The sequence below is a fragment of the Streptodolium elevatio genome (genome assembly GCF_053592165.1).
Window position 1 is genome coordinate 265,544 of record NZ_JBSFVE010000012.1, and the last position, 20,710, is coordinate 286,253.

General features: G+C 67.9%; 14 protein-coding genes. 1 reads left to right on the forward strand and 13 read right to left on the reverse strand.

The features are described 5' to 3' along the window. Positions 1 to 9 precede the first annotated feature (9 nt). Positions 10 to 1,839, reverse strand: a complete 1,830-nt coding sequence (locus tag ACWD12_RS23145) for a stealth conserved region 3 domain-containing protein (RefSeq protein ID WP_450101103.1) — start codon at positions 1,837 to 1,839, stop codon at positions 10 to 12. 285 nt (positions 1,840 to 2,124) lie between these two features. On the opposite strand from ACWD12_RS23145, the gene ACWD12_RS23150 reads away from it, so the two are divergent. Next, positions 2,125 to 4,170: a PIG-L family deacetylase gene (locus ACWD12_RS23150; RefSeq protein WP_450101104.1), complete on the forward strand. Its 2,046-nt coding sequence runs from the start codon at positions 2,125 to 2,127 to the stop codon at positions 4,168 to 4,170. Between the two features lie 1,175 nt (positions 4,171 to 5,345). Here the strand turns inward: ACWD12_RS23150 and ACWD12_RS23155 are convergent. The 12 genes from ACWD12_RS23155 to ACWD12_RS23210 form a co-directional block, all read right to left on the reverse strand. Further along, a complete protein-coding gene (locus tag ACWD12_RS23155; protein ID WP_450101105.1) occupies positions 5,346 to 6,515 on the reverse strand; it encodes an acyltransferase family protein in 1,170 nt (389 codons plus the stop codon). Between the two features lie 332 nt (positions 6,516 to 6,847). Next, positions 6,848 to 7,759 (reverse strand): DUF4232 domain-containing protein, encoded by a 912-nt coding sequence (locus tag ACWD12_RS23160; RefSeq protein ID WP_450101106.1) that lies wholly within the window; start codon positions 7,757 to 7,759, stop codon positions 6,848 to 6,850. Between the two features lie 33 nt (positions 7,760 to 7,792). Next, a complete protein-coding gene (locus ACWD12_RS23165; protein ID WP_450101107.1) occupies positions 7,793 to 8,314 on the reverse strand; it encodes a SigE family RNA polymerase sigma factor in 522 nt (173 codons plus the stop codon). Positions 8,315 to 8,874: 560 nt separating this feature from the next. Then, the gene (locus tag ACWD12_RS23170) at positions 8,875 to 9,228 is read right to left on the reverse strand and encodes a WecB/TagA/CpsF family glycosyltransferase (RefSeq protein WP_450101108.1); all 354 of its coding nucleotides are present in this window, start codon (positions 9,226 to 9,228) and stop codon (positions 8,875 to 8,877) included. Positions 9,229 to 9,829: 601 nt separating this feature from the next. Further along, entirely contained in the window at positions 9,830 to 10,348 is a 519-nt protein-coding gene (locus ACWD12_RS23175; protein WP_450101109.1) for a hypothetical protein, read from the reverse strand. Then, entirely contained in the window at positions 10,345 to 11,241 is an 897-nt protein-coding gene (locus ACWD12_RS23180; RefSeq protein ID WP_450101110.1) for a hypothetical protein, read from the reverse strand. Before ACWD12_RS23180 ends, ACWD12_RS23175 begins: the two co-directional genes overlap by 4 nt. After that, positions 11,238 to 13,361, reverse strand: a complete 2,124-nt coding sequence (locus ACWD12_RS23185) for a hypothetical protein (RefSeq protein WP_450101111.1) — start codon at positions 13,359 to 13,361, stop codon at positions 11,238 to 11,240. The genes ACWD12_RS23180 and ACWD12_RS23185 overlap by 4 nt, the downstream gene beginning before the upstream one ends. 4 nt (positions 13,362 to 13,365) lie before the next feature. Continuing rightward, positions 13,366 to 14,178: a hypothetical protein gene (locus tag ACWD12_RS23190; protein WP_450101112.1), complete on the reverse strand. Its 813-nt coding sequence runs from the start codon at positions 14,176 to 14,178 to the stop codon at positions 13,366 to 13,368. Between the two features lie 87 nt (positions 14,179 to 14,265). Continuing rightward, positions 14,266 to 14,952, reverse strand: a complete 687-nt coding sequence (locus tag ACWD12_RS23195; protein ID WP_450101113.1) for a Crp/Fnr family transcriptional regulator — start codon at positions 14,950 to 14,952, stop codon at positions 14,266 to 14,268. A 30-nt stretch (positions 14,953 to 14,982) separates the two neighbouring features. Continuing rightward, positions 14,983 to 18,261, reverse strand: coding sequence for a type ISP restriction/modification enzyme (locus ACWD12_RS23200; protein WP_450101114.1), 3,279 nt, complete (start codon positions 18,259 to 18,261; stop codon positions 14,983 to 14,985). 547 nt (positions 18,262 to 18,808) lie between these two features. Then, positions 18,809 to 19,780 carry an EcsC family protein gene (locus ACWD12_RS23205; protein ID WP_450101115.1) on the reverse strand — a complete coding sequence of 324 codons (972 nt, stop codon included), beginning with the start codon at positions 19,778 to 19,780 and terminating at the stop codon, positions 18,809 to 18,811. 337 nt (positions 19,781 to 20,117) lie between these two features. Next, positions 20,118 to 20,309 (reverse strand): hypothetical protein, encoded by a 192-nt coding sequence (locus ACWD12_RS23210; RefSeq protein WP_450101116.1) that lies wholly within the window; start codon positions 20,307 to 20,309, stop codon positions 20,118 to 20,120. Between the last annotated feature and the right edge of the window lie 401 nt (positions 20,310 to 20,710).

Consider the following 20,710-nt stretch of genomic DNA (forward strand, 5'->3'; position numbering starts at 1 on the left):
CCGGAGGCGTCAGCGCTCCCACTCCGCGCCGACCGGGAAGTACGCCTCCAGGAACCATGTCAGCAGGGCGACCTGAGACTTCAGCGAGACGAGTTCCGACTCGGTGTCGTTGAGGCAGAACGCGTCCAGCGCCCGCTGTTCCAGAAACCGGTTCAGTCGTCGGGGCGTATGCCGGGCGGCGAGGTCCGCGTACGCGAACGCAATCTCGGCGGGCACCGAACGGCCGGTGAGGAAGCCGTGGTTGTGGTGCAGCGACGACGTCACCGAGATGTCGGACGGGTCGCGGAACCGGTGTGCGGCGGTGGCCGTGTGCTCGGCCGGGAACCGCTCCTCGATCTCCGCAAGAACGCTGCGGAGCAACGGGTGCGGCGCGTGCTTGAACTTCTGCACGGGGACCCGTCCGAACATCGCGGTGACCAGGGCCCTGTTCGTCTTCCCCGCGGACACGACCGGCGGATCGTCCGCGGCGGGCGGGCCCAGCGGTACCTGGGACGGTGAGGTGAAGTGCTTGGCGAGTCCGTTGGCGTGGAAGAAGGTGGCGGGGGTGACGGGGCGTCCGAGGAAGACGTCGTCGTTGAAGTAGAGGAAGTGCTCGGCGAGTCCGTCGATGTGGTGGAGCTGGGACTCGATGGCGTGGGAGTTGAAGGTGGGTAGCGCGTCGGGGTCGGTGAAGATGTCGCGGTGGTCGACGATCTTGACGCGGGGGTGGTCGGTGTCGAGCCAGGCCGGGGTCTGGCGGTCGGTGACCAGGTAGACGGTGCGGATCCAGGGGGCGTACATGTCGATCGACCGCAGCGAATACCGCAACTCGTCACGGTCGCGGTAGCGGGCGTCGTTCGCCGCCTGCCCGTTGAGGACCGTGGAGCCCCGGGCGTCGGCGAGCGCCTTGTCGCGGCGGGCCCGCCACGCGGGGTCGTTGCCGTCCACCCACGTGTACACGGCATCGACGGGGAAGGTGATGTCATCGGTGAGGGGCAGGTCGAATTCCTCGGGAATCGGCCGGCTCCGCCCCCGGTCGCCACGGGGCGCCCAAGGTGTGGTCAGGGCCTCCTCGGCGTCCACTATTCGGGTGCCCGCCGGAACCGCGTCCGCGACGCGGTTCGGACGTGGAGCGACGAGCATGCCGCTGTCCTCGCGCCAGAACTCGATGTCGCAGCCGTAGTCTTCGCCGAAGACCAGATTCCCGGCGGGGTCCGCTGCCTGCAGCCAGAAGAGCCGTATGACGGAAGCCCGTTCGGCGGCGGCCCAGACGGCTGCTTCGAAGCCCGGTGTCGCGGTCGCAAACGTCTTCGCGGCGGCGCGAAGCAAGGACACATACCCCGGCGTCTGCCCGCATGCCTGGCGCACGGCGACCAGGGCAGAGCGCCGGTGCGACTCGCGTACCGCAACCACCGACGCGTGGGGTGCGTGCCCGCGGACGCAGAAATAGGGCACGCCCGCGGTTTCGAGAGCGGCGCGTACCCGGTCCAGGTTGCGGCGCTGGGCCCCCAACGGGGACACCGTGGGCACGAGCTCGGCGACGCGTAGCGCGCCGGCGTCCGCGAGGAGGATCCGCCCGGGCGCGGAGACGTATTGGGCGTGCCGGACCTGGAACGCGCGCCGCCGTACCTCCGAGGCGGCACGGGGCACCGCCGTTCCGACGCCGGTCACGATCCGGGTGCGGGTCTGGGGGGAGACGGACTCGGCCACTTTGGAGCGCAGCGCGTCCGGGACGAATCGGCGGTACAGATGAACCGCGCGGGAACGCTCCGAATTGCTGCGGACCACCAGTTTCGGTGCGTCCGCGCCGCCGACGCCGCCACGGGCGGCCGAGGCCGATTCTGCGTCCCCAATTGACACGTGCCGCTCTCCCGGTCGTCGGTCCAGGTATGTCCGGTATCCCCGAGAGGCAGGCGTATAGAAGCCACTCAGGGCCAGCGCGTACAGTATGACCGCTGCCGGTCGTGCCTATTGCCGACGGGTCGGCATCCCCCGCGTTCTGCCTGGTTTTGCAGTGTGCCGCGCCAGGACATGGGCGGGCCATGTTCAGGGCATTGACTGGTGAGGAAAGGCGTGCCTGTGGCACAGATGACACGCCGCAACTTCGTGGCCCTGTCGGCCGTGGGAGGAGCGGTTGCGATTGGTGTGCCCGCAGGCATCTGGGTGTCGACGCGCGGCGAGGAGGACTCGACGAATCCGCAGAACTCGACGGCCCCGCCGGACAAGACCGCCGCCACGCATCTGCACATCGTGGCGCACCCCGACGACGACCTGTATTTCCTCAATCCGGACATTCAGCAGGCGATACGCAGCGGTGAACAGCTGATCGGTGTATGCGTCACCTGCGGGGAAACGGACGGCCGCAACAACCGCGCCGGGGACGACGGAGCCACGGTGCCGGTCGACTTCCCCGGCTACAGCGCGGCCCGGCAGACGGGACTGCGCGCCGCGTACGCCGAGATGGCGGTCGGCGACCGCAAGAGCCCGTGGACGCGCGAAGCGCTGCCGATGCCCGGAGGCCCGATCGCGGAATTGGCCACGCTTACGGCCGCCCCGCACGTGCGGCTCGTCTTCCTGAATCTGTGGCAGGACGGCACCCGCAGCGGCACTGCCGGCACCGGACGCCCCCGCGAGCTGTGGGAGGGCAAGACCGCCGCGATCCCGACCATGGCGTTCCGCTCCGGCCCGGCCACCCGGCCGTACACCTACAGCCGCGAAACGCTGATCGAGGGCCTTGCCGCGCTGATCGAGCGCTTCAAGCCGACCGTGATCCGCACCCTGGACCCGGACCCGGACCACTTGAAGCACGACGACCGAAACCCCGCCACCAGGCAGCACGCGGATTTCGAGGACTTCGCCGACCACCAGGACCACACCGCGGTGGCGCTGTTCTCGTGGGCTGCGGTACAGACTGTCAACGGGCGTGGCGGCGGTGGCGCGGCGGTCGAGAGCTACCGGGGCTACGTCAACGAGCGCTGGCCCTACAACCTGGACGGCATCGCCTTCCGCGAGAAGGTGCGGCTGCTGGACGTCTACGGATGGGCGGACGGCGCGGACTGCGGCGCGCCGGAGGGCTGTGGTGACCTCAAGGTCGCCGCTGGAGCTCCCGGCACGGGTTGGGCGCAGAGCACAACGCACCGGTATCCGGGCAATGCCTCCTGGCTGTGTGCGGCTCCCGACGGGAGACTGGCGGCGTTCGCCGTAGTCGGCGGTGAGGCGGTCATGTGGGCGGCCGACCGCGACGGCCGCTTCGCCGCGCCGGTGCCGCTCGGCGGTGGGCCGCTGCTTCCGCATCTGGCCGTGACCTGTACGCGAGACGGACGTTTCCACGTCTTCGGCGTGCGGATGACCCTGGGCCGTGCTCCGGTCGAACAGCGGCGTGCCCTTGTCGTCGCGGCCCAGACGGCTCCTGGAGGCCCCTTCGCGCCGTGGGCGGAACTGGGCAATCCGGCGGACGGCACCGACGTCCAACCCGGGCGTGCGCGCGGGATGGGGATGCCCGCGGCGGTTGCGGTCGACAGCGGGGTGCACGTCTTCGTGCGTAATACCGGCACCGGTTTGAGCGGTCGGCGCCTCGACCCTGGAGGCCAGTGGGGGCCGTGGACCGACCACAAAGGGGGCGGGATCCAGGACGGGCTTGCCGCGGTGACCACGGCCGACAACCGCATCGAGGTCTTCGGCAGCTCCGCGGACGGCATCGTCCGCTGGTACCAGCCGGATTCCGGCGGGCCGTTCCGGGTCGGGAAGCTGCACGTCGCCGCGCCGGCGGGGCCGCCGATCGCGATCCGCGGCGACGACGGCCGCCTCCGGCTGATCGTCCGCCAGCCCCAGTCGGCGTGGGTGCTCCTGTACACCCAGCTCGAACCGCGCGGCGGGTGGGACCTGCAACCGCAGTGGCTCGGCGGGGACGGCGGTTTCGGCCCGGTGGCCGCGGTGGCTGCGGAAGGCGGCCGTACGGGCCTGGCGTGCCGAAACGGCCGGGGCAACGTCAGCGTGGGGTGGCATGACTTGCAGCACGACGCGGCGGTGGACTGGATGAGTGGTGGCCCTGTTCTGCTGCACTCGCCCGCCGTGGCTCGGGATGGGGGAGGACGCCTGGTTGCCGCCGTCGTGGGCGTCGACGGCCGTCTCCACGTGGCGCGTTCGGATGCGGACAGCGGTCGGATGTCGTCCTGGACCGCCGTCGTCTGAGGTACAGCGCGGGGTCGGCCGAGTGCGTCCGGAACGTTTGGTTCAGGAGAGGGAAATGAAGTCTGCAATACGGGGGATTCCGGCCGTCGGGATCATTGCCGCCGTGATCGTCGCCTTCGCCTTGTCGTTGGTGATGTGGAACAACCAGCGGGTGCTGACGTATCCGGACACGATGCACTACTACCAGCAAGCGCTGCGGTTCACAGGCGAGTCCGAGGACGTGAGCGGCAAGGCGATGGACTTCGTCTGCGGCGACCTGCGCCGGATGGACGAGATTTCCAAGGCAGAGAAGGCCGACTGTCGCGAATACGTCGGGGAGAGCTGGGACTTCCCGGACCCCTACCATGCGATATTCACCGCTCGGCCGCTGTATCCGCTGCTGACCGCACCGTTCCTCAAGGTGCTCGGGCCACCTGGCTTCGCGGTTGCGAGCTTCCTCATCTCAGCGGCCTGCGGTGTCGCCATGTACGGGGCCGCAAGGTCCATGGGAATGTCGAAGCCCCACGCACTTCTCGCCGAGTTCTTCTTCTACATCCTGCCGACCGGATACTGGTCGACCCGCATGCTGTCGGAAGGAACCGCCTTGCTGGGCATACTCATTGCCCTGGCGGGCGCAGCCAAGGCACTCAAGGGCCGCCGGTATCCATGCCTGGCCTTGCTGGTCTTTGGCCTTCTGTGGGCACTGTTGTCGCGGTCCTCGTCAGGCCAAGCCGTGGTGGCCGGGCTGGCCGCAGGTTCGATCATCCTCGCGCTGACCGCCGTCGGTGCCCTCCGCGTGCGCGCTCTCTGGGTCGCCTCCGTGAGCGCGGCCACCGGCGCCGCACACATGGCGGTGAGTGCAGCGCTCGGCCTGCCGGGGGTGAAGGACAGCCTGCATGACTTCTACGGGGCGCACTTCCAGAAGCCCATGCCCCCGGACGTCTACGACCGGCTGTGGGACGGCAACCAGACCTTCTGGTCGGATTGGCTCCAAGCCGTTCCCAACTGGAACATGGGCTCGGGCCTGGCGCTGATCGGCCTCGTCGGCCTGGGGCTCGCGTTCCGCCGCCTCGGCATTGTCTGGATCGCGGTCGCGCTGTGCACGGTTCTGCCGCTCGCCCTGCACCCCGCGATGGGGGATGTGGACCGCATCGGCGTACATTTCTGGCTGGTCGTCGCCCTCGGCCTCGCCGTCCTCATCCAGATGCCGCAACGCGTCGCGGAGGATCCGACTCCCGAACGACCTGCCCCGGCACGGACGGAGTCGCCGACGGCCGCTGCTCCGACAGCCGCCGCAGACGTTTCTCGCATGGCTTCTCCAGGTACTGGTATGCGATAGCCGATGCCACGACCGACAGCACCAACCACACCATGGCGGGGGCCAGGTTGGACCACGTCGTCTTCGGCGAGTACACAACCGTGTCGGTCAAGCCGTCCATCACGAGGATGTGGACCAGGTAGAACGCGTACGACCACGTGCCGAGGGCCACGGTCGTGGACGAAGACAGCCACGAGCGCCGCCCCTGCACATCGGCGACCGCGGACACCGCGATCAACAGCGCGAACAACGGTGCGATCGCTTGGATCGTCCAACTCGCGACGGTCCACGGCTGCCGGTGCAACCAGTCGAGCCCGTAGAGCAGCCCGCCCAGGACCACCAGCAGGTGTCGGCGTCGGAGCCGCGGCCGCCAGCCGCCGAGCACTGCTGCGGCGGCGCTGACGCCGAGCAGGAACTCGAGGAAACGGCCGGCCGGAAAACGCACGATCTGCAACCTCGTCCGATGTTCCGTCGGATTCAACAACTCGAACGTGAAGTACCGGTAGGCCCACATCGCCGCGATCACGACGAGTGCGAAGACCGCGAGCGTGCGCAGGGAACGCCCGATGAGCCGTGGGGCGACGAAGGGGAGCAGCAGGTAGAAGAACGCCTCACAGGACAAGGTCCATGCAACGGGATTGCCGAAGACATCGCCGGCCGGCAGCCATGCCTGCAGCAACCCGAGGGAGAGCAGCACTTTCCCCCACACCGCCGATACGTCTTCACGCAGGGCCCAGATGGCCAGCAACGATGTCACGAGCAGGAGCGGCCAAACCCTGGCGAACCGCCGCCAATAGAAGGTCCCAAGGGGCACCGAGGGTGAGAACGACCAGGTCAAAACGAACCCGGAGAGCACAAAGAAGAACGACACCCCGGCGTCGCCGTACTGGCTGACTGTGTAGAGGTGCGGCAATGGTGCCCGGTCGGACACATGGAAGGCAAAGACAGCCAGAGCCGCGAACCAGCGAAGCCCCGTGAGCGAGTCGAGGCGTACGGGTGCAGGGGTCGGCGAGGGCGTGCGTCTCTCGCCCGCCGGCGCGGTTGCCACGTTGGGGTCTCCTTACGATGCCCACAGGTCGGCGTCGCGACCGGTCTCACTGGTGAAACACCGCCTGTCACTCTGCGTTCCCGGGAGCCGCAGGCCCCGTCGGAACATTTGGACGCCGGTGATCGGAGGAACGTTAGCGGGCTGTCCGGACGCCACACGCGACGGGTCGGACCTACGACGAAGGTTCGCTGAACCGCGGGTTGGCACGTACCCGAACTCCGGGGTCTGCGCCGGGACCATCCGTGTCCGCAACCGGCACACGGGACGGCCCCGGCGATGTCGCGTCGCCGGATGGCAGCCACCTGGAGCACCGGCGCTCCAGCGGGCACGCGTCACTTCGACATGACGAAGTCCAGGGCGAAGCCGGGTGCGGTCGTCCAATAGGTCACGCGCTGGAAGTCGTTGGCGTACAGCGTGGCGACGGGCATGGGGACGTCGACGGCCTTGCCCGCCTTGGTGCCGAGCTTGGACCCGTGCAGCGTGAGGGAGATGGACTTCACCTCGTACTCGTCCATGGGGCCGTTGAGGACCATGGCGGCGTACGCCTCCGCGCCCGGTGCGAGAGTGACGGGCTTCCCCGGGTCCGCGTTGCTCTCCTCGATCACCGGAGCAGTGGTCCGGGCGTCGCCGAGCAGCACGTGCGGGTAGTTGTACAGATTGCAGGGCTTGTCGCCGGCGTTCTGGACGGTGAGCAGCAGATGCCTGACCTCAGTGGCGTCCGCGGGCTCCTTCGAGGCGGAGACGCCGAGGACGTCGGGCGTGCAGGCGGCGATCGTGTTGGTCGCACCCGTCGTGCCGGTCCCGCCATTCGTGGGAGTGGTCCCGGAGGTGCCCTGAGGGGTGCCTTGGGGCGAACCCCGGGGCGTGTCCTGTGGGTTCGGGTTGCCGGACGCCGTGGTGCCCCCCGGCTGGCTCGTGGTCCCGGGGGGACCGGGGACGACCGGGGTCGGCGCCTCCGTGCCGGGCGCGGACGACGCGGTCGGCAGTGTCGACGGCGGCGGCGTCGCCACCTCTCGCCGCTCCCCACCGCCCGCCAGAGCGACCGCGGTCACCACCGCGCCCGCGGCCACGGCGGCGGCACACGCAGCCCATCCGGCACGACGCCTGTGGATGCCGCGGCGGCGCGCGTCGATGCGCGCGATGTCCGGCGGCATGACGGGGATGTCCGTTGCCTGGGCGGTGAGTTGCGTACGCAGCCAATCTTCCGCGGGGTCGCCAGGCGTTCTGCGGTCAGGCATGTTCATGGTGCTCTTCCCTCCTGTCTTCCAGCCCGGCGCTCATCGCCAGGTCGTCCCCGGCGCCGGTGCGCTGTCCGCAAGTGCGGGGTCTTCGCGGAGCTTCGCAAGGCCGCGCGCCGCCTGGCTCTTGACCGTCCCCACCGAGCAGCCCATGGCCTGGGCCACTTCCGCCTCCGGCAGGTCCTCCCAATAGCGCAGGACGACCGCGGCCCGCTGCCGGGGCGGCAACTTGAGCAGCGCGACGCGCAACGCGTCCCGCTGATCGACGCGTACCGTCGGATCCGGCCCGGCCGCGTCGGGGGGTCTCTCCGCCAACACCAGCGCCGGCCGTTTCCGGCGGAACCGGTTGTTGTTGCAGTTGACGAGGATGCGGCGGACGTACGCGTCCGGCCGCTCGGTCGCCTGGATCCGTCGCCACGCGGCTCCGGCCCGGGCGAGCGCGGTCTGCGCCACGTCCTCGGCCTCGGCATAGTCGCCGGTCATCAAGTACGCGGTCCGCACCAACCGCGGCCACTGCGACCGCACAAACTCGTGGAACGCGGCTGCGTCGTCAGGTTTCAATCCGCACCTCCCTACCAGCCCAAACCCACTCCCACCCCACCCACGTTGCACGCACCCCCAAAATCCCCCACCCCCACACGCCCGTCGCCCGAGACGCCACACTGTGCTGCGCCGACCAAGCCGAAGCCGCGACACGGGATGGCGGTGGTCCGAGTCATACACGGGCAACGCATCGGCGTCGACGCCAGGTTCGTGCGATGAAGCGGAGACTGTGCCACGACGGGTCGACGCCGACGGGGACGGGCCGCCGCGCGAACGTGCCGGGGCCGGGTGACAGGCCCGGGCGCGGGGACCGGAGGCGCTGTCGGGCGGACCCCGGGGACAGCCGAGGCCCCGACTGGTCCGTGCACCGCGCTTACGGAAGACCACCTCGGCAGCGATACATGTCCAACTACCAGGCCGCGCCGCTGTTCCGACCAAGTCCAACCACGACGCGCGAGCGGCGGCTCAGGGCGTACGCGGCGCAACGCACGAGTGCCGGCAGCCGGTTCGCGACGAGTACCCGGTGGGTCGATGCCCCACGGGACGGGCCCTCTGCCGCCAGACCGACAGTGGGTGTGTCACGGGGTGTCGTGGCCGCATGATCGCGCCGAAGCCGGGTGACGGGCGGGGTATGGGGCCCAGGAGCGCTGCCGGCCCGAACGCACGAATGGTGCGACCACCTTGAGGCCGGGGAACCGCAGGCCCAGGTGGTTCGCCAACATCTCGGGCACGCCTTCCGCGCCGCCGTAGAAGTACGGCGCCCATCCGCGCTCCACCACGCGGGCCAGCAGGTCGAGCATCAGGTCCGGCCCGGTCACCTGCCGCATCCGGGCGCGCCCGCGCGGGCCTGACCCGGCGAGCACGCTGCGCTGCAGGACCGCCGGGGGAAATCCGGTGGCGATGAGCGAGACACCCTCGTCGATCCGTCTCACCGCAGGCCGAACTCAAGCATCTCTTTCACAAAGCGGCGAGCGAAGCGACGCCGCCAGCCCGTAGATGCGACGCCCCCTGGCGACGAGCGTGACCGCTCCCGTCGATCCGCCGCACCGCAGCCCAACCTCAAGAATTGCACTCCCAGAAGGGCGAGCGAAGCGATGCCCATTCAGAAGCGATGCCGCCACCCGCAGCCCAACCTCAAGAACTCACCCCCAAAGGGGCAAGCGAAGCGATGCCCCCCACCGCGAGACGGAGTGCCACGAGACGGAACAAGGGGGGTGCGGGTGGCGAAGCCCCCGCCACGCGCGACGAAGTCGCGCAGAAATGACCAAGGCCACCCAGTCTGCGCTTTTTGCAGACATGGGTGGCCTTGGACTTGGTGCGCCGCCAGGGACTCGAACCCCGGACCCGCTGATTAAGAGTTGCCTAGTCAACGGCCCCTTACCGTGCGTTCAGTGGGTCTTCAAATGTCTTGTCCCACTATGCGCGACTCCTGAACACGGGGCAGCTCCACGCGTCCACGGCATGGTCTCGAACGCCCGCTCCCACCACGCTCCCACCACCTGTCGTGGGGGTAGCGCCCCCGTGGGAGCTGCCTCACTGTTGAGCGTCGAAAGACAAGATCACGACCCACCATGTTATGAACAGCACTGCTGATGCGGCGACGGCGCCGACGCCACGGCGTACGTGGAGCAACTTGGTCCGAGCCCTGCGTGCCAAGAGTTGCGCGTGCGACCAAGCCTCACGCGTCTGGATACCGCGCCCCGCCACGTAAGCGCTCTGCTCGGCCACCCACGGGAACGACAGACGGGTCGGGCCGGACGGTGTGGTGTTCGGTAGCAGGGCGAGCGTGACTTCGATCATCGATGCCGACAGGAGGATGAGGACGAGGGCGAGCAGGATCGCCGGTGTCGGGTTGCCAGTTGCGGCGTAGTGCCATGTTGCGCTGACTCTGGCTGACTGGCTGAGGAGTCCGGCCGCGAGCGTCCCGAGTATTGCTGCCAGGTGCGCGGCCTTGGCGTCAGCGTTCTCGATCCAGCGGCTGAAGTCGTCGACGGCGTGGAGGGCTGAGGCGAGTTCGCGGTCTCGTCTGGGGACGGTTCGGTGTCGCGTCACGGCCATGGCTGTTCCTCGTCCAGCGGGTCGGCCGCCTTGCCGTTCTGACCGAGGAACCCGAGCTCGCGCAGCACGTTCTCCATGGACGGGCCGGAATGAGCCATCGCCACCGAGACCCACTTGCGTACCTGCTGGCGGTCGAAGTTGCTCATCTCGGTCATCAACTTCGTGAGCTGGGCGTCGGTTTCCTCCATGGGGTTTGGCGGTGGCGGGAGCTGCCGCGCGTAGTCGATGATGTCCCGGATGTCGTGCGGGCGTTGTTGGAGCCAGTAGGCCAACAACGCCGTGGGACCGTCTTGGACGAGGCGCTGGTAGTAGTCCAACCGCAGTCGTTCGAGCTGTTGGCGCTCGAGTTCCACGTCCGAGCTCCAACGAACGTCATCGAGCTCGGCCTTGCGGACCTCGGGCATTGCCGGATCGGTGACGTCGACATGGACGTGTCCGTATCCGATGCCGACCGCGTCCAGGGTTGCCGGTGGTTGCAGAAGCGCGTTGCATTCTTCCTGCATGGCGATTGTCGATGGCCATGATCGGTCGGCAGCGTAGGCCGTCAGACGGTGCTGGATGTCGCGGCGTACGTAGGGCACGGCGTCGACCACGCGCCTGTCGACGACCACGTGTGGGTCGTTCACCCACCACACGACGCTGACGTCCACGGCTTGCCCGAGGTGGCTGCTTGAAGCCCCCACCTGGCAGGCGAAGTCGGCCGTTCGCTCGCCGAGATGAACCCAGTAGGCGTCGCGTGCGCCGCGCAAGGCGGCCAGCTCGCCACGTTTGTCGGTCGTATCGGTGACCGGGACCAACGCGTGCGTACGGTGCTGGGACAAGCGGTACTTGAGGTACGCGACGAGTCGGGAACCGACCACCGGCGTGAGCAGTCCTGAGGGCGTCACGGAGTGCCTCCCGGCGTCGGCAGGGGCTCTTCAAAGGTGTCGATGGCCGGCCGTAGGACCTCGAAGTTCACCTTGCCGCCGTCGAATGCGAGGCGCATGACGTCGTACGCCAGTCGTTCCATGCCGGCGCGGCGGTTGCCGGCAAACAGTTCGGCCAGTAGGTCGCGGACCAGTTCGGCTTCGTCACGCTGTTTCGGGTCGGCTGTCGCAGCGAGCCAACCGGTCACCAGTTGATGGACGGCGTCGTAGCCGCCTGGCTCGGACGCCAGCTTGCGGAAAAGCGCGATGCTCTCCGTCTTTCCGTCGGGGTCGCGCAGGAGGGCGATCACCTCCGCGGTGAGTACCGGTCCGCGGCTTTGTTGCTCGGCTCCGAGGAGACGCCTGATCAGGGTGCCCACGGTCGTGTACCCGTGGGGTTCGACGCTGAACGGCTGGTTGAGCTGCCGCACCGCATCTACCAGTTCGATGACCGAGCGGCACAGTCTCCGGATGCTGGTGGTCGCTTCGGTCATCACCTCGGCGTCGGCGGTGTGCGCCAGTCGCAGAAGGCGCGTCAACGCCAGTTCCGGGAAGCTTTCGCCGAACGGGCCGCCGTACGCGCGTGCGGCGGTCCACCGCAGCTCGGGTGACGCCTTGGCGCTGCTCCAACTGTTGAGCAGGTGACGGACCTGGGTTGCCGTGACGGGGTCTTCGGCCGCGATGCCCAGGGCGATCGCCGCCATTTCCTGTCGGTGCCGGTCCAGGCGTCCCCAACTGCGGATGGGGCGCAGCGTGTGGAAGCCGGAGCCTGCTCCGGCGAGGCGGCCGGCTGTCACACCCGCGACTTTGTGCAGGTCACGGCGCGCCGGGGTCGCCGCCAGCCAGTCGAACAGCGGCTCCCTGAGGTCGGGGTACTCCGACCAGAAGTGGTCGAGCACCGAGGTCCCCCAATGCAGTGCGCTGAAGCGCACCGCATCGATCCGATAGCTAAGCGACCTGTTGCTGACAATGGACGGCTGAGGCTCACACTCGGCGTTGATGGCGTCCAGTCGGCTGCTGCGCGCGACGGGCGCCCACGGCGGCGAGGTATCCGTTCCGTGGTGTTGCGGCGCTGTCGGAGTGCGGGTGTCCAGCCTCTGACTCAGCGCCTCGGCGCGCTCATGCACCACCGCGTAGTCGTGGCCTTCGAATACCGCCGCGGCCAGCATCATCGCCCAGTCCTCGACACGAGGGTGTTCCGCGAACCAGTCACGGACTGCGTCGCGCCCGTGCTTGCCCAAGGTGCCGAGCACGCGCGACTTGCCGTAGAACCCGCGAGCCACCCCGACCAGGTCGGCGGCCAGCGAGGCGGCGTCGGCCGGCCGGGCCCCCGCTGCGATCTCGTTGATTTGCTCGTCCACGAGATCGGGATAATCCTGTGCCCAGCTTCTACCGAGGCGATCTCTCAGGAACTCGTGCACGACGTGGTCGCCGCTCGGTGCCGTGCTCTCGAACAGATAGGGCTGCCAGCCTCCCGGGAGGCTGCGCCGTCCGTCGGATGTCGTGATGACCAGATGCGCGCCCGCGTTACTGAAGATGTCGGCCAGGGTCTGGATGTCGGCGGGTGTGTAGCCGGCCAGCAGGTCAGGCGCGGTTGCCTCAAGCAGGTAGCCGCGTCCGCGCTTGAGCCGGGCGGAGTCCAGCGACGCCAGGTCGAAGTCGGGCGCGAGGGCGGTGACCTTGCGCGGCTCTTGTTCGATCAACAGATGAAGTGCCAGCGTCCGTCGGCCGCTGCGCGGTGCGTCGTCGACGATCAGCAGGTGGGCGCCCATCATCCGAAGCGCGTGCTGGTAGCGGGGTGGTTCGACGAACACACGTGTGACGAAAACCAGTTCCTCGCGCCGCACGGTACCGGCTCGGACCTGCCGGACGGGACGGGCCGTAGTCGCGTCGGTGCTGGTGATGTCGCCGTATACCTTATTGGCGAAGACGACAGACCCGGCGTAGCCCACACCCACCGCAGCATCCCGCATCCAGCCAAGGACAGGAGCTACCGGATCGTCGGAGAGCTCATCGTCATCTTCGACGCCCAGCAGATCGTCAGCACTGAGCAGCTGCGCGTTCCCCGGCTCGTCGCCAGGGGCTTCGATGGCTTCGTCCAACATCTCAGGCACCGCCGACCTGCTTGTCGCCGTACACGTTGTCGCCCTTGTGCCCGTGCACGATGTCGCTGTTGGTGGTGTGGTTGATTCCGCCGTTGAACGTCTCAGCCACGACCGACGGGCCGGTCACGTTTCCGATGTGCACCTGTCCAGGGCGCGACGGGGGTGCGGGCGGCGGCGTGGTCGGTGCGTTCGGCTGCTGCGCCGCCGCGGGACCTGCGGCGGGCGCCGTCTCGGCGGGGCGCCAGTCGTTGGCCGGCACATGTACCCAGACCGGCAACGTGCCGTTCTTGATGGCGGCGTCGACGCGGTGGAACATGCCTTCTTCGACCGTCTCCGTGTAGCCCTGCCCCCGTACGACGGTCCGGAATACCTGGTCGGAGATCAGGAGGGCGACGCGCGATGCTGTTGCCTTGAGCGCCTCGCGGCCGACCTCGGCGTCGGACATCCGACACACCTCGATCTTCGCGGCACCCGAGCCATCGACGGGGTCGATCGGCCCGCAGTGCACCGCAGCCCGCAGCCGCAGCGGCGGGCCGTCGAACCGGAGCGCGCGCTTGCGCAGCTCCCGGTTCAGGTAGTGGACCGCGTCCACCAGCAGGTGCGCGCGCTCGTCGGTGAGTGTGACGATCACGCCGTCGCCGGTGTCATCGCAGCGCTCCACGTCGGTGTCCCAATCCAGCCCCACGTCGCCGAGCGCGGTCCGCATCACGCTGGTGATGGCTTTGCGGACGTCCGGCATCGCGATGTCGCTGGTCGCCGAGAACTTTTCCGCGTCGACGGTGATCAGCGCGCGGTACGGCGGCATGTCGACCATGCTTTCCCCCTGCGTACTCGAAGAGTCACTGACTGCATGCATCAGGTTTCCGCAGGGACCAGCCGTGTGCAGCGTACTTTTACCCACTCACCGAGAATCTCTCAGGCCTTCGAAGGCGATCCGATGCATGACCTCCGGCTCCGTGATGACAAACCTCCGGTCCGGCCCTGAAGCGAGCACACCCGCAGTCCGCAGGCTCGCCACCGCCTTGACCGCGGACTCCCGGGATGCAGCCACCGCCGCCGCCAACTCCGGGTAGGTCAGTCGCATTTCCAAGCGGATCCCCGCACGCGTCCGCACGCCGCATTGGTCCGCCAAGTGCAGCAGCCGCTCGGCCACGCGCTCCACCACGCTGCGGGCGCGGTAGCGCAGCCGCTGGGCATCCGCCTGCCGCAGACGACGGATCATCACCAGCAACAGCGCCACCGACACACGAGGTTGCCGCTCCAGGAAGCCCAGAAAGCGTTCCGGCGACATGGCCCACACCTCCACAGCCCCGATCGCGTACACCGTCGCCGAGTGGACCCCGCCGTCCAGGACGGCCATCTCGCCGAAGATCTCTCCCGGTTCGCGGTAGGCAAGCACCACGTCCAGGCCGTCGTCGGAGGACGACAGCACCTTCACTCTCCCGCTGGTCAGGAGCAGTGCGTGTTCGGCGGGCACCCCTTGGCTCATGAGCGCCTGACCGTCGGCATACTGGCGCAGCCGTGCGTGGGCCTTCCAATCGTCGACCTCGGCAGCGGTAAGCCGCTCAGGAGCCTGCTCGTCAGGCAATGGGTGCCTTCCCCTCCGGTGCGATCTACGTCAGAAGAGCCCTTGCTGGCTCTGTGGGAGAGGTCTTCGCGCATGAACAGGGACAGGGAGCACTCCGGCACCGGCAAGGTCATCAACGGTGATGCAGTCCGCTGTGCGGACCTCTTCGAGGAGGTCACGTTGCTGAGGTTCCAGCTCAGTCAGCAGGGTGAGCACGTTGAGGAGTTCCAGGAGTTCCGTCGTCAGGTTCGGGGTCCACGTGCGGGCCACTTCACGGTCCAGTTGCAGGAGCCGTCGCCCGGCGGGGCTCTTCTTGCGGTACCCGAACCACTTCTTGATGACCGGCATGCCGGAGACGTGATACTCCCAAGCCGCGGCGCGAACAGGGCTGATCTGGCCGACCCCTACGTGCAGGGTTTCGGTGGCAGGGTCGTAGCGGATCACCTCAGGCATGCCGGCTTCGGTGTCCGGTATCTCTACCTGGCACAACGGCCTGGACGATGAAGGCAGCATCGGGGGACCGGCCAGCCGCCCGTCGTCAGGGTCGATGTACCGCTCGCCGTAGGTATGGAGCCAGAGGCAGCGTTGCCCGATGCTCACACCGCGCTGCCACATTTCAGGAACGGCGGTGAGCGGTATGCGCGTTCCCGGGACCTGGAGATCTTCGGCGAAGCACTCCGTGTAAGCGCGATGGGCCGCTACCGCAGCTACATACGCCAGTAGATCGCTCTCGTCGATGGCGATCCCGAGGCGGCGGCGCAGTTCCTGAAGCAGTTTCGGGGTGACATTGGGCGCGCTCCCGGCACCATCGCGATAGAGCGGGCGGGCGCAACCGCTGCGGCCGTTGTAGTGGTGCATGTCCGGAATCAGAGCTGTGAACACCAGTCCAGGGCCGCCGGCGACGGGATGGGCGTTCTGCTCGGACACGAAGACCTGGCGGTCACCGCGTACGCGCCACAAGTCCGGCCGCGGTACCTCCATAAGGCGGCTGTCGGGGATGAGCCACTGGCGGTCAAAGGACCGGTACGCGACACGTACCGGCGCCGGATGCGCCCGGTGCTCGTCCGCCAGGTTGCCGTGGTGTGCGGGCACGCCTGGCAGAGGAGCGACATCCGTGGTCAGCTTCCTGTCGCGCGCTTCGCGGAACATCTCGCGGCGTGACTCGGTGTCCGCCGCTAAGAACAGATTCCAGCGTCGTGTCAGTGCCGAGGGGGTGGGTGCGTAGACCCAGACCCTGCCGGGTGTGACCCCGCGTGAGGACCAGGGCATGAGGTCGCTGAGCAGAGGACTGGTTTCCCAGGCTCGGCTGCTGGTGGGCACCAGCGCTGCGTGCCAGCCTGAGGCGCAGTCTGACCAGTTGTCTCCATCGGGCGTCAGAGCGTGCAGCTGAGCGAACTTCTCTGCGCGTCGTCCCGTGACGGCTGTGTACTGGATCCGGGCGGGTGTCTCCGGGGACGGCGGACCCGAGCGGACGAAGATCCCGATGCACAGCGGCTGGCGGACTCCCGGAAATATCCGCGTGGGGATGTCCGGTGTGTGGCCTTCGGGTGAGACATCGATGATCCACCCTTCGTCTGCCGTGCGGCGCAGGTACTCGCGCATGCCCGCGAACCCGGTGCTCTTGAGATACGCCGACGGGGTGATGAACGCGACCACCCCTTCAGGGCGTTCCGGGTGGCGGTCGAAGACCTTCCAGGTCGCCCACCGCCAGAAGAAGGCATGGAGATTGCTCAGGACCGATTCGTATCGTCCGTTCCCCTCCGCCCGGAAGGCGTCCAGCGGAGGCGGCTCGGCCTGCGCGTGGTCACCGCGTTCGATCCACTCACCGGCGCCGGCGGTCACCGCGTCGTACGGCGGATTGCCCAACACCACAAGCACGGGTTCGTCGTTCTTGACCTGATCGGCCTTCTTGCGTGACTCGGCTAACGCCTTGTAGGTCAGCGGCAGCCACCCGGCGTCGCCCCGAGGGTTCGCCAAGGTGTCGGTGACGTAGATGCGCAGTCCTCCGGCGGGGGCTTCGGACCCAGCGCGCTTGAGAGCCTCGTACAGACGCAACTCGGCGACGGCGTACGGCCCGGTCTGCTTCTCGAAGCCGACCAGCCGCTCTCCGAGAAGCTCCCGCAGCCGCGGCCCGACCTGCCCAGGACCCTCCACGTCCCGAACAACCTGCGATGCGCGATCGATCACGTTGAGCAGAAAGGTGCCGGTACCCATGGCGGGATCGACGACCACGACATCCGGCGACGCGAACCCCTGGGGCCGATGCAATCGGGTGCGCAGGATGTTCTCGACAAACGACACCATGAACTGAACGACGTCATTCGGTGTGTAGTAGGCGCCGGTCTGCTTGCGCAGCTCCGGGTCGTACACGGCGAGGAAATCCTCGTACAGGCGCAGGTAAGCTTCCCCGCTCCCGTCATCAAGCCGAGACCAGTCGACGGCACCGATTACACGGACCAACGTCTGCAACGTCGTCGACAGCCCCGACAGCACGTCGTCCGTAAGGGCCGCCAGAGCGCTGCCCATCAGCAAATGCCGCTTACCGAGCAGCCTGGCGATCTGCGTGACGTCCCGGCCGTCGAACGTGATGCCCTCGACACGTGCCAGCAACAGCGCGAAAGTGACGGTCTGCGCGTACTGATCAGCGAACGCCTCATCACTGGCACCGGGAAAGAGCAGCCGGCGCCATCCTTCCGCGACCACGCTGAGCAGCGGCGCACGCCGGCCCGCCGCCTCCAACTCCAACGCCCGCTGCACCTCCGAACGCAGCAGTTGACAGAGCTTGGCCACTGCGCGAACGAGCTGCCCGACGTTCCGGGGCACAACCGGCTTCCACGTCAAGAAGTCGTGGAGCAGACGCGCGAGACTGCCGTCACGGGGCGCCAACCTGGCGCCGGCAGACTGAACCTTGCCGACCATCAAAGCCAGGTCGCCCACGAGCTGTCCGCTGCGGTAGAGACCCCACTCGTTCCCGTCCGTGTACAGCACGTTCGGCAACAACCGCAGCTTGCTCCACTGCACGGCATTCCTGCCGGTGAAACGGTCCGGATCCGCTCCGAGGCCCGGTCTCTTCAGCTCAACGTAGCCGGTCAAGGCATCAGCGACGTCCACCCCGTAGTCCGGCCTGGCATCCAAATGAACCAGTGGGACCTCGCCGTGCATCACCGTCTTGAGCCCCATCGCGTCACTGACCGCCTGGATCAGGCTCTCGAACGGTGCCCGCAACTGATCTTCGGGTCCACCGGGGCCTCTGAGCTTGGGTTTGACCTCCTCGCCAAAGCGCGAGACCGCTGCCGCCACCGCCTCCTCGAACGCACCGGACACGCCCACGAGCCCCCCTGACGCCGTGCAAATCCCTCATCCCCAAAGGAATTTCACCGTCAGTCAGAACTGTAGAAGGCCGCCCGAACGACCGTCGAGAGGGTTGGTCCAACCAGATTCAAGCCTTGTACGTACAACGTGTCCGTCGGCGGCTTTCGGCGCTCGGGGCGAACGCGTCTGGCGTGCGCCGCTTGCCATCGGTGCATGTGCTCTCGGGCGGGATGCACTGTCCCACCACCGCCAGGACCCGACTGGTGGACCTGCCGGCCGTGCGACTGACTGGTGCAGGCGCGGCGTTGAAAGACACAGATTGCAGCTCAGCCACGCTCTGATCTGGGTACTTGGACCGGCTGAGAAAGAACCGGCTCCAGATTCTCGGTCGGCAGCGAGTTCGGGACAGCCCGACGCGTCTTGTTCCGATATGGGCAGCAACTGGCGCGGGCTAGTGCCGTACGTACGGCTGATGTTCCCGAACGGTGGTTCCCACCACGTTCGAGCGCGTTGTTCGTCGCAGCCAACCCGACGAACTTGGCGCAACGAAACGGGCGTTGATGACCTACGAGGCGTCGAACAGCGGGTCCTCATCTCCATCGGAATGCAGCGCTTCCGGCAGTGGGAGTCCGTACTTGTCACACAGGAACCGGGTCTGGCAGTACCGCTGAGCATCCGCGGCCACGCGGCCGAGCACGGTGGCGTTAACGCCGGCACCGATCACGACGCCCACGACCGGTACGACCTTGGCAACGTCTTTGACAGGCACTCTGGCGCCAGCCGGGCCGAGTTGCTGGAGCAGCTTTTCAAGGGACGCAATGAGACGGTGGTCGGTGCGGAGTTTCTCCGACCACCTGACCCGCCCCTTGATCGCGCTATATGCCCGTGAAGTGTCGCGCAGCGGCTCGGCTTTCGCGGCCTGGGCCATGAACGAGCGGCGGACCAGTCGTTGGATGAACTCCTGCTCGGCGGGGTCTTTGGCGTCGTAGCCGTACGAGTAGGCGATGCGCGCGGCGATCGACGCGCTCAGGACCTGGATGACTGCGAAATCCGCAGTGAGCGCAATCGGGATTCCCGCCACGGGAACCAGGGCGAGGGCGCCCATGGCGCCACCTTCGAGCATGCCGACGGTCCGCCACTTGAGCGTGTTGCGGGTCAACAGCCGGTCGCAGATCTTGAGGTCGTGCTGCCGCAGTTCGGTGAAGCTGTCGAGTTCGACACCGCGCTTGCGGGCGAGAGCCTCGACGCTCGTCGGGTCGTTGAGGTCCAGGGCCCAGTCATTGACCAGGTCGAGCAGTCCTATCACAGCTTCGATGGTCGGGCGCGCGGCCTTGGCCGCCACCGCGTCGCCCGCGCGCCGGATCGGTTCCTTGACCGCTTGAGGCACCGCGCCTCTGATCCGGCCGACGGCGTTGCCGGTGACCTCGCCGGTGCGGCTGAGCGCGGTGTTCGCCCAATTCGGCAGGCCGCGGCGGTTGTTGCGGCGTTGCCAATGCTCGTTGAGCGCTTCCCACACCTGCTCCTCGTAGGCGCTCATCGGAGTTGGGCTTTCGACTATTGGGGTGGCGTGGGTGCTCATGGGTGATCTCCGTTTCGACTTTGTTCAGTGGGGCGGCGGCGCTCGGCCGGTTGAGTCGGGGGAGCGGTATGGCCGTTCGGCGGCGGGGGTACTGACGCCGTGGCCAGAGGCTGGCGGCGCGCGGAGCGGCGGAACTGAGGAGCACAGCACGGTTACGTCTGGTGGTTGCGGGCGGCCCGAGCTCCTGCGGTTGATCTCTACAGACGTCGGTATCGATGTTCAGGAGGAGAGGTGTACGTGGCTGCGGTGTCCTCTCCCGACCGTGCGAGAACTTCGATGCGCCCAAGCGAAGCATTCACGCCACTCTGTAGCCGATCTCCGCACGCCAGGCCCGGTTGAGCCGGTCGTCGTATCGGGCGAGCTTGGTGCGTAGTTGCACGGCCTCGTGAAGGTCGCTGCGGAACATACGCCAGACGGCGGCCATGTAGTGGCGGCGCATTTCGGCGATGTCGTCGAGCTGATACGCGGCCTCCAGCGCGTCAAGCACAGGGTCGCGGTAAGGCAGAGGAGCCGACGTGGTCACGCCCGACACAACGCGGCGGCCCGCGTGCGGGCCCGCAGTCCCCTCTGGGCAGATCCCCTCGGAACTCACCGACAACGCTGCAAACGGAGTCCATCGCATCGTTCCGGTGGAGTCTGCCGCGCCGACCTCGGTCGCACGATCGATGCCTGTGCCCGAGCAGCGTGACCTCCAGACTGTCCCACCGTGTCCGCGTACGGCCGATGCCAACCGGCAGTGCGGTCCCAGAATCCAGTTCGCATGCCACCCGCCTTGACGAAGACGGGCGTTCTGAGAGGGCGTTAAGTCCCGTTTCTGGTGATGTGATGTCGCCCGTTCGTGGGTGATGGAACGGTTCCGTCCTCGTGTCATGTCGTGGGCGTGATGGG

Bases quoted from the DNA above. Each gene is read 5' to 3' on its own strand.
- ACWD12_RS23160 (WP_450101106.1), bottom strand. From the start codon at position 7,759: ATGAACATGCCTGACCGCAGAACGCCTGGCGACCCCGCGGAAGATTGG.
- ACWD12_RS23190 (WP_450101112.1), bottom strand. From the start codon at position 14,178: ATGGTCGACATGCCGCCGTACCGCGCGCTGATCACCGTCGACGCGGAA.
- ACWD12_RS23205 (WP_450101115.1), bottom strand. From the start codon at position 19,780: ATGAGCGCCTACGAGGAGCAGGTGTGGGAAGCGCTCAACGAGCATTGG.